The following is a 14,743-nucleotide window of genomic DNA, read 5'->3' on the forward strand; positions in this document are numbered from 1 at the left end:
TGGTCATGGAAAAGATTATCCACAGGCTGGCGCCTTGGGCGCTGCCCGTCCTGCTGCTGGCGGTATGGCAGTTATCAGTGAGCGCCGGCTGGCTGTCCACGCGCATCCTCCCGGCGCCCAGCGCTGTGGTGGAAGCGGGCGTGGAGCTGGTGCGCAGCGGCGAAATCTGGACCCACCTGGCCATCAGTGGCTGGCGTGCCGGTGTCGGCTTCGTCATTGGCGGCTCGCTGGGCTTGTTCCTGGGCTTCGTCGTCGGCTTGTCGAAATGGGGTGAGCGCCTGCTCGACAGCTCCATGCAGATGATCCGCAACGTGCCGCACCTGGCGCTGATCCCGCTGGTGATTCTGTGGTTCGGCATCGACGAGTCGGCGAAGATCTTCCTGGTGGCCCTGGGCACCCTGTTCCCGATCTACCTGAACACCTACCACGGCATCCGCAACGTCGATCCGGCGTTAGTGGAAATGGCCCGTAGCTATGGCCTGAGCGGTTTTGCGCTGTTCCGCCAAGTGATCCTGCCGGGCGCGCTGCCGTCGATTTTGGTGGGCGTGCGCTTTGCCTTGGGCTTCATGTGGCTGACGCTGATCGTGGCGGAAACCATCTCGGCCAGCTCCGGCATTGGCTACCTGGCCATGAACGCCCGTGAATTCCTGCAGACCGACGTGGTGGTGCTGGCCATTGTCTTGTACGCCGTGCTTGGCAAGCTCGCCGACCTGGCCGCCCGTGGCCTGGAGCGCGTGTGGCTGCGCTGGCACCCTGCCTATCAAGTGGTCAAGGGAGGTGCCGCATGACGGCCGTATTGAAAGGGCAACCGCCGCGCCTGCTGCAAGGCATCCCGCTGGCGCTGGACAAGCTGCACAAATCCTTCGGCAGCCGTCAGGTGCTCAAGGACATCGACCTGCACATTCCGGCCGGGCAATTCGTCGCCGTGGTGGGCCGCAGCGGGTGCGGCAAAAGTACCCTGCTGCGTCTGCTGGCCGGCCTCGACAAACCCAGTGGCGGCGAGCTGCTGGCCGGCTCTGCGCCGCTGAGCCAAGCCCGCGACGACACGCGCCTGATGTTCCAGGAAGCCCGCCTGCTGCCGTGGAAGAAGGTCATCGACAACGTCGGCCTGGGCCTCAAAGGCAACTGGCGCCCGCAAGCGCTGGAAGCCCTGGAAGCCGTGGGGCTGGCCGAACGCGCCAATGAATGGCCGGCGGCCTTGTCCGGTGGCCAGAAGCAACGCGTGGCCTTGGCCCGGGCACTTATCCACAAGCCGCGCCTGCTGTTGCTCGACGAGCCACTGGGTGCGCTGGATGCCCTGACCCGTATCGAGATGCAGCAACTGATCGAGCGCCTGTGGAAGCAGCATGGCTTCACCGTACTGCTGGTGACCCACGACGTGGCCGAAGCGGTGGCGGTGGCCGATCGGGTCATCCTGATCGAAGACGGCGAGGTGGGCCTGGACCTGCACGTCGAACTGCCGCGCCCGCGTGCCCGTGGCTCGCACCGCCTGGCGGCGCTGGAAACCGAAGTCCTCAACCGTGTGCTGGCGTTGCCGGGCACACCGCCCGAACCCGAGCCAACGGCTCCCTTGCCTACGCAACTGCGCTGGGCACTCTGAACCTTACCCTCGTTTGAACAGGAAGAATCACATGACCATCAAAGCGATCAACGTCCGCAACCAGTTCAAAGGCACCGTGAAGGAAATCATCGAAGGCCCGGTACTGTCGGAAATCGACGTGCAGACCGCCTCCGGCATCGTCACCTCGGTGATCACCACCCGCTCGGTGCGTGAGCTGGAACTGGTGATTGGCAGTGAGGTGATTGCCTTTGTGAAATCCACTGAGGTGTCGATCGCCAAGTTGTAACCAGCTTTCAGGCAGTTTCAGCCCCGCACGGTTCGCCCTGCGGGGCTTTTTTATTCCCACAGGGGTATTCGGTCACAAATGGAAATATTCTCTCACGCGTGATGTATTGCACTCCCCGGAAGAAGGTGTATGTTTATCACATGTGATACGGAACAGACACGATGACGGACAAGCCAGACAGCCCGAAACCGGCAGCCAAAAAGCTGCCCGCGGAGAAGAAAACCTCCAGCTTCTACATGAAGCGGATGCGGGCCGGCCTGGCGGATGCCGGCTATGTGAAACACGAAGCCTGGGTGCTCCCGGAGAATCGCGGGTTGCTCAAGCAGGTGGAAAAACAGCTTCGTCAGCCGGTGATGGCTGGCACATTCAAGTTGGAGGAACACATGACCACAGCGGAGAAATGGACCCTTGACCGCCTTCACCAGGCCTTTCAGGCCCTGGACGAAGTAGCGTCGAAGGAAATCACCCTAACCCTGGTGCAAGGCGCGGAACAGAGCCTGAAGCTGGAGATGAACGAATACGGCGGCCTGCCGATTCACATTGCCGTGGTGGGCGAGCAGATCATCGTCGACACCGTGCTGGTGGACGTCGATTCGATCAAGGACCTGGCTCACTTCAACGAAGCCGTGCTGCGTAGCCGCGAGCTGTTCCCGCTGTCGTCCATCGGCCTTGAGCAAATGCCCAACGGCCAGACCGTCTACAACATGTTCGGCGCGCTGAGTGCCAGTTCCAGCCTGACCAACGTGGTGACCGAAGTGTTCACCCTGGTGGACAACGTACAGCGCGCCGCCGAAGCCTTTCAGGGCTTCTTCAAGTAATCGCCAAGGAGTAACGACATGAGTAATCAATCCATCTGGAGCAAGTTGTTCACGGCGCTGCGCGGCGGTGCCAGCGAAGTCGGCGAGACCATCGTCGACCACCAGGCCCTGCGCATCCTCGATCAGGAGATCCGCGACGCCGACACCGCGCTGGCCAACGCCAAGCGCGAGCTGGTGACCATCATGGCCAAGCACAAGCTGGCCACTGACCGCGTGGCCCAGTACGACGCCCGCATCAGTGACCTGGAAACCAAGGCCCTGGCCGCCATGAAGGCCGAGCGCAACGACCTGGCCCACGAAGTGGCCGAGGCCATTGCCGTGCAGGTCAACGAGCGCGAGACCGAGCACAAGCAGGTTGTCGAGTTCGGCGGCTACGTCGAGAAAATGCGCAAGGACATCACAAAGGCTGAAGCGCGCATCAAAAGCCTGCGCCAGCAGGTGGACGTGGCCAAGGCCCGTGAAAGCGTGCAGAAGGCCCAGGTCAGCGCCTCCATCGCCAGCGGCGGTGCCAATGGCAAGCTGGAGACTGCGGTGGGCACCTTGAACCGCCTGCAGGCCAAGCAGGAGCAGCGCGCTGCCGAGCTGGAAGCCCAGGACCAACTGGCCGATGCTTCTACCGGCAACGACCTGGAGCGCAAGCTCAAGGAAGCCGGCATCGTGCCGGACACCGGCAGCGCCGACGCCATCCTGGAGCGCCTGCGCAAGCAGCAGGCCGGCCAGTAACCCTTCTGTAGCCGCTGCCGCCAGGCTGCGCTGGCCCTCAAGTGCACTGAAAATCTCCAGTGTGGTTGCGGGCCAGCGCAGCCTGCGGCAGCGGCTACAGCCACGCCAGGAAACGCTTGTGATCGCCGCCAAGGATTTCAAACCCGTACTCTGGCTAGCCGGGGTGATGTGCGTGGTGCAGGTGCTCAACCTGCTGTCGGGCTATAGCCTCAACACCTATGGCCTGCTGCCCCGTTCGGCCCATGGCCTGCTGGGCATTGTCAGCGCGCCGTTCCTGCATGGTTCCATCTGGCACCTGCTGGGCAATCTGGTGCCGTTCGTGGTGCTGGGCGCGTTGGTGGCCAAGGACGGCATCCGCCGTTTCCTCACCGCCAGCGCGCTAATCGTCGTCATCGGCGGCCTGCTGGTGTGGCTGTTCGGCCGTGGCTACTACCATGTAGGCGCCAGCGGCTGGGTACTTGGTTTGTGGGTGTACGTGCTGGCCCGGGCCTGGTTCCATCACAGCTGGGCCAATCTGTTCTGCGCCGTGGCGGCCCTGGTGCTGTACGGTGGGCTGATATTCGGTTTTCTGCCACGCTATGGCGTCTCGTTCGAGTCCCATATCGCCGGTGCGGTGGCGGGGCTGATGGCAGCACGGATGCTTTTGCGCAAAGAAGAAGGAGTTCGATAAATGGGTTGGTTCAAGCAAATCATGGGGCTGGAGGCGCCTGCCGCCAAACCGCAGGCCCCCGTCGAAGGCGCGCTGGGCTTGGCCCAGGGCCGGTCGGTGAGCTTCGACAGCACGCTCAAGCTGCTGCTCGACGGCCACACCCGGGTCGCCATCCCCGGTACCCAGCAGATCTGGAGCGTGGGCAGCGTCGAGCTGGGCCAGTCCCAGTGGCTGAGCCGCTACTACATGGACGACGAAGACTACTGGCTGCAGGTGCACACCAGCGGTGACCAGGACGGCCAGGTGGAATCGGTGATCCTATTCAACTACCTGCGCTACGCCACCATCAGCAGCACGGCCGAGCTGCAGCGTCTGGCCGGCCCTACCAGCGACATCGGCCCGCCCACCTACACCCTTGACGGTGTGCAGTACACCCGCGTCTGGGGCACCGAAGCCGGCCAGACCGAGCTGGTGGACCTGCGCGAGCGCGTGGCCAACCCCAACGAATCCTACGTGGTTGAGCATCGGGCGATGCTGTATGCGCGTGAAACCGGCCTCACCGACCGCCGCGAGTTTCTGCTGTTCTCGGTGGAGCAGGACGAGGAGGGCACCGTCAGCCTCAGCGCCTCGCTGGGCATTTCGCTGTACTCCACCGACCTGCACATCCTCTGACCCCCATAAGGACATGCCATGCTAGACGCACTCTCGATTTCGCTGAACCCCACCGCGGTGCTGGGTTTCCTGATCTACCTGCTGGGCGCGGCGATTTTCCTCGCGCTGTTCCAGTTCATCTACACGCGCATGACCCCGCACAAGGAATTCGAGCTGATCCGCGAGGGTAACGTCGCCGCGGCCATCGCCCTGGGCGGCGCGATCATCGGCTTCGCCATCCCGGCCAGCAACGTGATTGCCTACTCCATCAGCCTGCTGGATTTCGTGGTGTGGGCCTTGATCGCAGGCGTGGTGCAACTGCTGGCGTTCCTGGCCGTGAGCCTTGTGCTCAAGGGCGTGTCGGCGCGTATCCAGCGCGGCGAGCTGGCCACGGGCATCTATGTGGCAGCGGTGGCGATCAGCGTGGGCATGCTCAATGCCGCCTGCATGACGCCCAACACCAACTGATCGCGGAGCCAGGGATGAAACGAAGCAAGTACGTACAACTGTCGCTGGCCGCCTCGGTGGCGCTGGCGGTGGCCGGCTGTGGTGCGCCGGAGAAGACTTACCAGGTCAAGAAGACCTTCGATTTCAAGACAGTGGCCGAGTGCACCGCGCAGAGGTTTCCCGTGGACGTGTGCTCCGACGCCTACATCGCCGCGCTCAACCAGCACCGCAAGATTGCCCCGGTGTACGACAACAAGGCCGACTGCGAAGCCGACTTTGTACCGGACTACTGCCAGGTCGATTCGGCGGGCAAGTACATGCCCCAGCTGGGCGGCTTCGAGATGGACGCTGATGGCACCGTTACCCAGGGCCAGCTGGATGCGGCCAAAGCCGAAGTGGCGCGCAGCGGCGGTGAAAGCAGCGGTGGCGGCTTCAACAGCAACGGCCTGCTCACGGGCCTGCTGATCGGCCACATGCTGAGCAGCAGCACCGGCAACTTCAGGTCGGCGCCGGTGTATCAGTACCGTGATGACCGCGGCAATTACTCCAGCTCCACCCTGGGCTCGCGCATCAACAGCGGTGCCACTTTCTCGCGCTCGCGCCAGAGCGAGTCGGGCAATGGCTACAGCAGTGGCAGCTTCGGTCGCACCAACGCCAACCCGGTGTCGGTGCGCCAGGCCACCACGCGCGGGGGCTTCGGCAGTTCGGCCACGGCACGCAGCGGCTGGGGCGGCTCGTCCTCGTCGCGCAGCAGTTTCGGCGGGTGAGGGCGGCATGAAGAAAATCGCCATCGCCGAACGCCCCGACTGGAAACAGACGGCCGAGCAGTTGGGCTTCATGTTCCACACCATCGATGGCGAGCCCTACTGGGATGAAAGCGCCTACTACCAGTTCAGCCTCAAGCAGATCGAGGACGACCTGGAAGACCCGACCCAGGAACTCCACGATATGTGCATGGACCTGGTCGGCCAGGTGGTGCACAGCGAGGAGCAACTGGAACGCCTGGCCATCCCCGCCGCCTTTCACGACCTGGTGCGCACCTCGTGGCTGGAAGGCCATCCGCACCTGTACGGGCGCATGGACTTCTCCTACGACGGTACTGGCCCGGCCAAGCTGCTGGAACTGAACTACGACACGCCCACCAGCCTCTACGAGGCTTCGGCCTTCCAGTGGGGCTGGCTGGAGCAGTGCCTCGAGCGCGGCCTGCTGCCTGCCGGGGTCGACCAGTTCAATAGCATCGACACCCGCCTGCACGAAGCCTTCGCTGCGTTGAACATCCAGCGGCCGTTCTACTTCGCCTCTATCAAAGGCTCGGTAGAAGACAAGGCCACCACCGATTACCTGCGCCTGATCGCCGAGAAAGTCGGCATCGAATCACGGCACATCGACCTGGAAGACATCGGCCTGCTGGACGGCCGCTTCGTCGACCTGGAGGATCGCTGGATACCGCACCTGTTCAAGCTGCACGCCTGGGAGTTCATCTTCCATGAGCCGTTCGGCGCGGCCATCGCCCAGTGCGACACGCAGTTCATCGAGCCGGCGTGGAAGGCGATCCTGTCCAACAAGGGCATCCTGCCGATGCTGTGGGAGGCGCACAAAGGCCACCCCAACTTGCTGGAAAGCCACCAGGACAGCAACCCGCGTTCGGCGGTGCCGAAGGGCTGGGTACGCAAGCCGTATTTCTCCCGCGAGGGGGCGAATATCGAGTTGCGTACGGCGGATGATCAACTGCACGTGGTGGAAGGGCCGTACGATGACGCGCCCTACATTTTGCAGCAGCTGGCGCCGCTGCCCAGGTTTGGCGACAGCTATACGCTGGTGGGGTCGTGGGTGATTGGCGACCGTGCGGCGGGCATCGGGATTCGCGAAGATGACAGCTTGATCACCAAGGATACCAGCAGGTTCTTGCCGCATTTGATTCTCGACTAACCTGTAGCCGCTGCCGCAGGCTGCGCTGGCCGGTGTGAACCCTGAGGATTTCCAGTGGGGCACAGGGCCAGCGCAGCCTGGCGGCAGCGGCTACGGTTTGAGTACGCGTTTAGGCAGAAACGGCGGCAGATACAGCCCCACATACGCATCAAACACCCGCATCCCTTCCTCCGCCAGCCGCGGGCTGATCAGCCCATGCAGCTGCACCGAGCGCGCGTACACCCGGTCGCCCAGCTCCATGGCCAGGGCAAACACATCCACATCATCCGGCAGGGCAGGCAGTTGGAAGTGCCGGTCGAACACTTGATGCATCAACACCCCCAGTTCAAGGTCATGCTGACGATCCGCCTGGGTCACTTCGGCCAGGCCGTGCTGCGCCAGGATCAGCTGGCGGGCGGCGGCGTCTTCGCTGTAGATCACCAGCATGCGCTCTTCCAGGATGCGCGACAGGTCGTGCCAGCTGCGCAGGCTGGCGTGGTCCACCGGCGCTTGCAGGCAGGCGCGGAAGGCGGCGTGCACGTCGGCGGTGAGGGCTTCGAGCAGGGCGGGTACGCTGGCGAAGAAGTGGTACACCGACGACGGCGGGATCTCGGCGCGCTCGGCCACGCTGTAGATCGACAGACTGCCCACCCCTTCGCTGGCCAGCAGGGCACGCGCCGCCTCGAGAATCGAGTCGATCCGGGCCTGGCTGCGGGCGCGGGGTTTGCGGGGCGTGGCGGTGCGGGTCATGGGCTTCTCCGGGTCAGGCGCGCATTGTAGGGGGTGGGGTTTGCGGTGTCTGCTTCCCGAGCTTCGCCCGGTCCCACAATGGAACCACATCCCCACTGTGGGACCGGGCGAAGCTCGGGAAGCAGGCGCCGCCGATAAACGAAAAAACCGCAGCTCCCCGTTGGGGAGGCTGCGGTTTTTTTTACAGCGCCCAGCCATCAAACCGTATGCAGATACCAGTTGTACTCAAGGTCGGAGATGGAGTGTTCAAACTCCTCCAGCTCGCTCTCCTTGCACGCCACGAAGATATCGATGTACTTGGGATCGATATACCGCGCCAGGATCTCGCTGTCGTCCAGCTCGCGCAGTGCATCGCGCAGGTTGTTCGGCAGGCTCTGCTCGTTCTGCTCGTACGAGTTGCCTTCCACCGGCTCGTTGGGCTCGACCTTGTTGGTCAGGCCGTGGTGCACGCCCGCCAGCACGGCAGCCATCAGCAGGTATGGGTTGGCGTCGGCACCGGCCACGCGGTGTTCGATGCGCACGGCGTCCGGTGTACCGGTAGGCACGCGCAGGGCCACAGTGCGGTTGTCCAGGCCCCAGCACGGGGAGTTAGGCACGTAGAACTGAGCACCAAACCGGCGGTACGAGTTGACGTTCGGGCACAGGAACGCCATCGACGCTGGTAGGGTCTCGAGCACACCGCCGATCGCGTGACGCAGCGCGGCGTTCTGCTCGGGATCCTCACTGGTGAAGATATTCTTGCCGTCCTTGTCCAGGATCGAGATGTGCACGTGCAGACCGTTGCCCGCCTGGCCCGGGTAGGGCTTGGCCATGAAGGTGGTGTCCATCTCATGGTCGTAGGCGATGTTCTTGATCAGGCGCTTGAGCAGTACCGCGTAGTCGCAGGCCTTGATCGGGTCGGCCACGTGGTGCAGGTTCACTTCGAACTGCGCCGGGGCACTTTCCTTGACGATGGCGTCGGCCGGGATGCCTTGCTCCTTGGCACCTTCCAGGATGTCCTGGAGGCAGTCCACGTATTCGTCCAGGTCGTCGATCAGGTAAACCTGGGTCGAGTGCGGACGTTTACCGGAGATAGGCGAGCGTGGCGGCTGCGGACGGCCGTTCACGTTTTCCTGGTCGATCAGGTAGAACTCAAGTTCGAACGCGGCGCAGATGGTCAGGCCCAGTTCGTCGAACTTGGACACTACCTGGCGCAGCACTTCACGCGGGTCGGCGAAGAATGGCTCGCCTTCCAGTTCGTGCATGGTCATCAACAGTTGCGCGGTAGGGCGCTTCTGCCAAGGCTCGTTGGAGAGGGTATCGGGGATCGGATAGCAGATGCGGTCTGCGTCGCCGATGTCCAGGCCCAGGCCAGTGCTTTCCACTGTCGAGCCATTGATGTCCAGGGCGAAAAGGGAGGCAGGCAGGTTAATGCCTTTCTCGTAAACCTTGTGGAGGCTGGTGCGTTCGATGCGCTTGCCGCGCACCACACCATTCATATCTGCAATCAGAAGGTCGACGTACAGAACCTCAGGATGTTCCTTAAGGAATGCGTTCGCTTCGTTGAGCTGAACGGCACGCGGGGGTACCGACATGATGCAACACCTTTGTTGTTAAAAATATCAATCATTGGGCTTTTGCTGTTTCAGTCAATCGGAAAGCCATCCTGAAGTCAAGCGAGGCCCGGTTTGCCCTGAATTGGCGCCTTGAAGCTATTTTTGCAGCATTTTGGGGCGATTTTTCTGTTTCCAGAGGCCCTCAAATGAATTGTTCGGTGGGGCGTGTTGTATTTTTTACGGGGGTGTTGTGAAAAAAAATGAACAACGCTAAGCTCGGTCACAACCCATAACGCCAATAATACCGGGGGATCTCATGTCACGCCTGCCGACAATCGGCGTCACCGCCTGCATAAAACCGGTCGGTTTGCATGCCAGCCATACGTGTGGTGACAAATACGTCCGCGCAGTCGCCGTGGCCGCCGAAGGCTTGCCGATGATCATCCCTGCGCTTGGCGAACTGTTCCAGCCGACCCAAATACTTGACGGTCTGGATGGCATCCTCTTTACCGGTTCACCTTCCAACGTCGAGCCGCGTCATTACGCCGGCTCCGACAGTGCACCGGGCACCGCGCATGATCCTGCCCGTGATGCTACTACTCTACCCCTGATTCGCGCCGCCGTGGCGGCTGGCGTGCCGGTTTTGGGCATTTGCCGCGGTTTTCAGGAGCTCAATGTGGCCCTGGGCGGTTCGTTGCATCAGCAGGTGCACGAAACCGGAACCTTCATGGACCATCGCGAGCCCAAGGACCAGCCGGTCGAGGTCCAGTATGCCCTGCGCCATGCCCTGGCTGTCCAGCCTGGCGGCGTTCTGCAAGCCATCGGCCTGCCGGCGCAGATCCAGGTCAACTCCATCCATGGCCAGGGTATCGACCGCGTGGCCCCGGGTTTGCGGGTGGAAGCCGTGGCCCCCGATGGCCTGGTGGAGGCGGTGTCGGTCGAGGCAGGCCGGGGTTTTGCACTAGGCTTGCAATGGCATCCTGAATGGCAAGTGCTGGATAACCCGCACTACCTGGCCATTTTCCAGGCCTTCGGCCAGGCCTGCCGGCAGCGCGCGGCGCAACGCGACGCCGCTGCGGCCCGTAGTGCCCAATAGCCCCGAGGTAGTCATGCGTACCAGTCTCGACCAGCTCACCGATTGGCTGAAAGAACACAAGATCACCGAAGTCGAATGCCTGATTGCCGACCTCACCGGCATCACCCGCGGCAAGATCTCGCCCACCAACAAGTTCATCGCCGAAAAGGGCATGCGCTTGCCGGAAAGTGTTTTGTTGCAAACCGTTACCGGCGACTACGTGGAAGACGACATCTACTACGAGCTGCTGGACCCGGCCGACATCGACATGATCTGCCGCCCCGACGAAAGCGCCGTATTCCTGGTGCCTTGGGCCATTGAGCCTACCGCGCAGGTGATCCACGACACCTATGACAAGCAGGGCAACCCGATCGAGCTGTCGCCGCGCAACGTGCTCAAGAAGGTGCTCAAGCTGTACACCGACAAGGGCTGGCAGCCCATCGTGGCGCCGGAGATGGAGTTCTACCTGACCAAGCGCTGCGAAGACCCGGACTTCCCGCTGCAAGCGCCCGTGGGCCGCTCGGGCCGCCCGGAGACCGGTCGCCAGTCGTTCTCTATTGAAGCGGCGAACGAATTCGACCCGCTGTTCGAGGACGTCTACGACTGGTGCGAGCTGCAGAACCTGGACCTCGATACCCTCATTCATGAAGACGGCACGGCGCAGATGGAGATCAACTTCCGTCACGGCAACGCCTTGCACCTGGCCGACCAGATCCTGGTGTTCAAGCGCACCATGCGCGAGGCGGCGCTCAAGCACAACGTGGCCGCCACCTTCATGGCCAAGCCCATGACCGGCGAGCCCGGCAGCGCCATGCACCTGCACCAGAGCATTGTCGACATGGAGACCGGCAAGAACATCTTCTCCAATGAAGACGGCAGCATGAGCCAGCTGTTCCTCAACCATGTGGGCGGCTTGCAGAAGTTCATCCCCGAGCTGTTGCCGCTGTTCGCGCCCAACGTCAATTCGTTCCGCCGCTTCCTGCCTGACACCTCGGCGCCGGTGAACGTGGAATGGGGCGAGGAGAACCGCACCGTCGGCCTGCGCGTGCCCGATGCCGGCCCACAGAACCGCCGTGTCGAAAACCGCCTGCCGGGCGCCGACGCCAACCCCTATCTGGCCATCGCCGCCAGCCTGCTGTGCGGCTACATCGGCATGGTCGAGGGCATCGAGCCCAGCGCGCCGGTGCAGGGCCGCGGCTACGAGCGCCGCAACCTGCGCCTGCCGCTGACCCTCGAAGACGCCCTGGAACGCATGGAAAACTGCAAGACGGTAGAGCAGTACCTGGGCAGTAAATTCATCATCGGCTACGTCGCGGTCAAGCGTGCGGAGCATGAGAACTTCAAGCGCGTCATCAGCTCATGGGAACGTGAATTCCTGCTGTTCGCGGTGTGATCAACCCGGGGCGCGCCCCGATGAGGAGAAGGCAATGAGCAACAAGAATTCGCAAACCCAAGCGTGGCAGGCCCTGAGCGGCGAGCACCACCTGGCGCCGTTCAGCGACTACAACCAGCTCAAGGCGAAAGGCCCGCGCATCATCACCAAGGCGAAGGGCGTGCACCTGTGGGACAGCGAAGGCAACAAGATCCTCGACGGCATGGCCGGCCTGTGGTGCGTGGCCGTGGGCTACGGCCGTGACGAGCTGGCCGATGTGGCCGCCAAGCAGATGCGCGAGCTGCCGTACTACAACCTGTTCTTCCAGACCGCCCACCCACCGGCGCTGGAGTTGGCCAAGGCAGTCAGCGACGTGGCCCCCGAAGGCATGACCCACGTGTTCTTCACCGGCTCCGGCTCCGAAGGCAACGACACCGTGCTGCGCATGGTCCGCCATTACTGGGCGCTGAAGGGCAAGCCCGAGAAAAAGGTGATCATTAGCCGCATCAACGGCTACCACGGCTCCACCGTGGCCGGCGCCAGCCTGGGCGGCATGGTGGGCATGCACGAGCAGGGCGACCTGCCGATTCCCGGCATCGTCCACATTGCCCAGCCGTACTGGTTTGGCGAAGGCGGCGACATGAGCCAGGACGAGTTCGGCGTGTGGGCGGCCGACCAGTTGGAGAAAAAGATTCTGGAGCTGGGCGTGGACACCGTCGGCGCCTTCATTGCCGAGCCGATCCAGGGTGCCGGTGGCGTGATCATTCCGCCAGAAACCTACTGGCCACGGGTGAAAGAGATCCTGGCCAAGTACGACATCCTGTTCGTGGCCGACGAAGTGATCTGCGGCTTTGGCCGTACCGGCCAGTGGTTCGGCAGCGATTACTACGGCCTTGCGCCGGACCTGATGACCATCGCCAAGGGCCTGACCTCCGGCTACATCCCCATGGGCGGCGTGATTGTGCGTGACGAAGTGGCCAAGACCCTGTCCGAGGGCGGCGATTTCAACCACGGTTTTACCTATTCCGGCCACCCGGTAGCCGCTGCCGTGGGCCTGGAAAACATCCGTATTTTGCGCGACGAAAAAATTATCGAGCGCGTGCGTGAAGAAACGGCACCGTATTTGCAGAAACGTCTGCGTGAGCTGAATGACCACCCGCTGGTGGGCGAAGTTCGCGGGTTGGGATTGCTGGGGGCCATCGAACTGGTCAAGGACAAGGCCACGCGCCAGCGCTACGACGGCAAGGGTGTGGGCATGGTGTGCCGCAACTTCTGCTTCGACAATGGCCTGATCATGCGCGCCGTGGGCGACACCATGATCATCGCGCCATCGCTGGTGATCACTCATGAGGAGATCGATGAGTTGGTGACCAAGGCGCGTAAATGCCTGGACCTGACTTTGGAAGCGCTGAACAACTGAGTGCTAGGCTTTGAGGTTGTTCGCAGGGGGGGAGGAAAAGGTTGCTGTTTTAATTGAAACAGCAACTCGGTCCTTGCCAGACTAGGCGGTGCGGTTGCCCCCGGCTACTGACACAACGGAATCAAAAAAAATATTGGAGCCTTACGCATGAAGATATTTGGCAAGACCCTCCTCGCCATGTCCCTTATGGGTGCCGTGGCTGGTGCTGCTCACGCGGACGACAAAGTACTGCACGTGTACAACTGGTCGGACTACATTGCACCGAATACCATCGCGGCGTTCGAGAAGGAGTCGGGGATCAAGGTTGTCTACGACGTATTCGACAGCAACGAAACCCTGGAAGCCAAGCTGCTGGCCGGCAAATCGGGCTACGACATCGTGGTGCCGTCCAACAACTTCCTGGCCAAGCAGATCAAGGCTGGCGTTTATCAGGAACTGGATAAGTCCAAGCTGAGCAACTACGGCAACCTGAACAAGGACCTGCTCAAGGCCGTGTCCATCAGCGACCCGAACAACGCCCACGCCTTCCCGTACATGTGGGGCACCATCGGCATCGGCTACAACCCCGAGAAGGTCAAGGCTGCCCTGGGCGCCGATGCACCGGTCAACTCGTGGGACCTGGTGTTCAAGCCCGAGAACGCTGCCAAGCTCAAAGGCTGTGGCATCAGCTTCCTGGACTCGCCAACCGAGATGATTCCGGCCGCGCTGCACTACCTGGGCTTCAAGACCGACACCCAAAACAAGGATGAAATCAAGAAGGCCGAGGATCTGTACCTCAAGATTCGTCCTTCGATCGCCTACTTCCATTCGTCCAAGTACATCTCGGACCTGGCCAACGGCAACATCTGCGTGGCCGTGGGCTACTCGGGTGACGTGAAGCAGGCCGCTGCCCGCGCCCACGAAGCCGGTGACAAGGTGCACGTCAGCTACGCCATTCCGAAAGAAGGTGCAGGCAGCTTCTACGACATGGTCGCGATCCCCAAAGATGCCGAAAACGTCGAAGGCGCCTACAAGTTCATGAACTTCATCCTGCAACCTAAAGTGATGGCCGAGATCACCGACGCCGTGGGCTTCCCGAACGGCAACGCCGCCGCGACCCCGCTGGTGAACAAGGATATCTCGGGCGACCCAGGCGTTTACCCGCCGGCTGAAGTGCTGGCCAAGCTGTACGCCATCGCCGACCTGCCGGCTGCGACTCAGCGCATCCTGACTCGCACCTGGACCACCATCAAATCGGGCAAGTAAGCCGAGCTTGAGGTTACTGGGGTACTGCGTCGCAACGCGCGGCGCAGTACCGCAGGTAACTGATTTCGAAATAGTTTTTGCTGCAAGGCTGTAACAGTTGTTAAGTTGCGCGCCGGTTTTTCAATCGGTCGGCACGCGGCCGTCCGCATTTTGTTTTCTGCATTACCGTTTGCGCATGCCTTCAAGCATGCATTTGTACTTAGGAGCCGACACTGTTGGCCGTCTCACAAGCGCCTGAAGTGATCGCTCAGGTCCCGTGATTCAGTCGGTCAGGCCTGCCAATACCCTGTGGCGGGCGACCTG

General features: G+C 62.3%; 16 protein-coding genes. 14 read left to right on the plus strand and 2 right to left on the minus strand.

Annotated features, from left to right (window positions below; translation table 11 throughout):
* Positions 1 to 5: 5 nt before the first annotated feature.
* The 10 genes from ssuC to ACZ9GA_RS29795 all read left to right on the plus strand — a co-directional run bounded on the left by ssuC (position 6) and on the right by ACZ9GA_RS29795 (position 7,064).
* Positions 6 to 788 (plus strand): aliphatic sulfonate ABC transporter permease SsuC, encoded by a 783-nt coding sequence (gene ssuC / locus ACZ9GA_RS29750; protein ID WP_027980093.1) that lies wholly within the window; start codon positions 6 to 8, stop codon positions 786 to 788.
* The gene (gene ssuB / locus ACZ9GA_RS29755) at positions 785 to 1,600 is read left to right on the plus strand and encodes an aliphatic sulfonates ABC transporter ATP-binding protein (protein ID WP_457358689.1); all 816 of its coding nucleotides are present in this window, start codon (positions 785 to 787) and stop codon (positions 1,598 to 1,600) included. Before ssuC ends, ssuB begins: the two co-directional genes overlap by 4 nt.
* Before the next feature lie 31 nt (positions 1,601 to 1,631).
* On the plus strand, positions 1,632 to 1,847 hold the full coding sequence (locus ACZ9GA_RS29760) for a TOBE domain-containing protein (RefSeq protein ID WP_027980095.1): 216 nt from the start codon (positions 1,632 to 1,634) through the stop codon (positions 1,845 to 1,847).
* Between the two features lie 161 nt (positions 1,848 to 2,008).
* On the plus strand, positions 2,009 to 2,665 hold the full coding sequence (locus ACZ9GA_RS29765; RefSeq protein WP_027980096.1) for a YjfI family protein: 657 nt from the start codon (positions 2,009 to 2,011) through the stop codon (positions 2,663 to 2,665).
* A gap of 18 nt (positions 2,666 to 2,683) precedes the next feature.
* Positions 2,684 to 3,388: a PspA/IM30 family protein gene (locus ACZ9GA_RS29770; RefSeq protein ID WP_457358687.1), complete on the plus strand. Its 705-nt coding sequence runs from the start codon at positions 2,684 to 2,686 to the stop codon at positions 3,386 to 3,388.
* Positions 3,389 to 3,506: 118 nt separating this feature from the next.
* Positions 3,507 to 4,058: a rhomboid family intramembrane serine protease gene (locus ACZ9GA_RS29775; RefSeq protein ID WP_457358685.1), complete on the plus strand. Its 552-nt coding sequence runs from the start codon at positions 3,507 to 3,509 to the stop codon at positions 4,056 to 4,058.
* Positions 4,059 to 4,709, plus strand: coding sequence for a DUF2491 family protein (locus ACZ9GA_RS29780; RefSeq protein ID WP_457358683.1), 651 nt, complete (start codon positions 4,059 to 4,061; stop codon positions 4,707 to 4,709).
* 18 nt (positions 4,710 to 4,727) lie between these two features.
* Complete coding sequence (locus ACZ9GA_RS29785; protein ID WP_027980100.1) at positions 4,728 to 5,156, plus strand: DUF350 domain-containing protein; 429 nt, start codon at positions 4,728 to 4,730, stop codon at positions 5,154 to 5,156.
* 14 nt (positions 5,157 to 5,170) lie between these two features.
* Positions 5,171 to 5,902 (plus strand): DUF1190 domain-containing protein, encoded by a 732-nt coding sequence (locus tag ACZ9GA_RS29790; protein WP_457358681.1) that lies wholly within the window; start codon positions 5,171 to 5,173, stop codon positions 5,900 to 5,902.
* A gap of 7 nt (positions 5,903 to 5,909) precedes the next feature.
* Complete coding sequence (locus tag ACZ9GA_RS29795; protein ID WP_457358679.1) at positions 5,910 to 7,064, plus strand: glutathionylspermidine synthase family protein; 1,155 nt, start codon at positions 5,910 to 5,912, stop codon at positions 7,062 to 7,064.
* 90 nt (positions 7,065 to 7,154) lie between these two features.
* Here ACZ9GA_RS29795 and ACZ9GA_RS29800 read toward each other — a convergent pair whose 3' ends face one another.
* On the minus strand, positions 7,155 to 7,793 hold the full coding sequence (locus tag ACZ9GA_RS29800; protein WP_457358677.1) for a TetR/AcrR family transcriptional regulator: 639 nt from the start codon (positions 7,791 to 7,793) through the stop codon (positions 7,155 to 7,157).
* A 197-nt stretch (positions 7,794 to 7,990) separates the two neighbouring features.
* Positions 7,991 to 9,367 (minus strand): glutamine synthetase family protein, encoded by a 1,377-nt coding sequence (locus ACZ9GA_RS29805; protein ID WP_457358675.1) that lies wholly within the window; start codon positions 9,365 to 9,367, stop codon positions 7,991 to 7,993.
* Positions 9,368 to 9,644: 277 nt separating this feature from the next.
* Between ACZ9GA_RS29805 and ACZ9GA_RS29810 the strand changes: the two genes are divergently transcribed.
* The 4 genes from ACZ9GA_RS29810 (at position 9,645) to ACZ9GA_RS29825 (ending at position 14,440) form a co-directional block, all read left to right on the plus strand.
* Complete coding sequence (locus ACZ9GA_RS29810; RefSeq protein WP_457358673.1) at positions 9,645 to 10,424, plus strand: gamma-glutamyl-gamma-aminobutyrate hydrolase family protein; 780 nt, start codon at positions 9,645 to 9,647, stop codon at positions 10,422 to 10,424.
* 13 nt (positions 10,425 to 10,437) lie between these two features.
* Positions 10,438 to 11,796 (plus strand): glutamine synthetase family protein, encoded by a 1,359-nt coding sequence (locus ACZ9GA_RS29815; protein ID WP_457358672.1) that lies wholly within the window; start codon positions 10,438 to 10,440, stop codon positions 11,794 to 11,796.
* A gap of 34 nt (positions 11,797 to 11,830) precedes the next feature.
* Positions 11,831 to 13,195, plus strand: coding sequence for an aspartate aminotransferase family protein (locus tag ACZ9GA_RS29820; RefSeq protein ID WP_457358670.1), 1,365 nt, complete (start codon positions 11,831 to 11,833; stop codon positions 13,193 to 13,195).
* 147 nt (positions 13,196 to 13,342) lie between these two features.
* Positions 13,343 to 14,440: a polyamine ABC transporter substrate-binding protein gene (locus ACZ9GA_RS29825; RefSeq protein WP_457358668.1), complete on the plus strand. Its 1,098-nt coding sequence runs from the start codon at positions 13,343 to 13,345 to the stop codon at positions 14,438 to 14,440.
* Positions 14,441 to 14,743: the final 303 nt, after the last annotated feature.

It is taken from the genome of Pseudomonas sp. TE3644 (genome assembly GCF_056278815.1).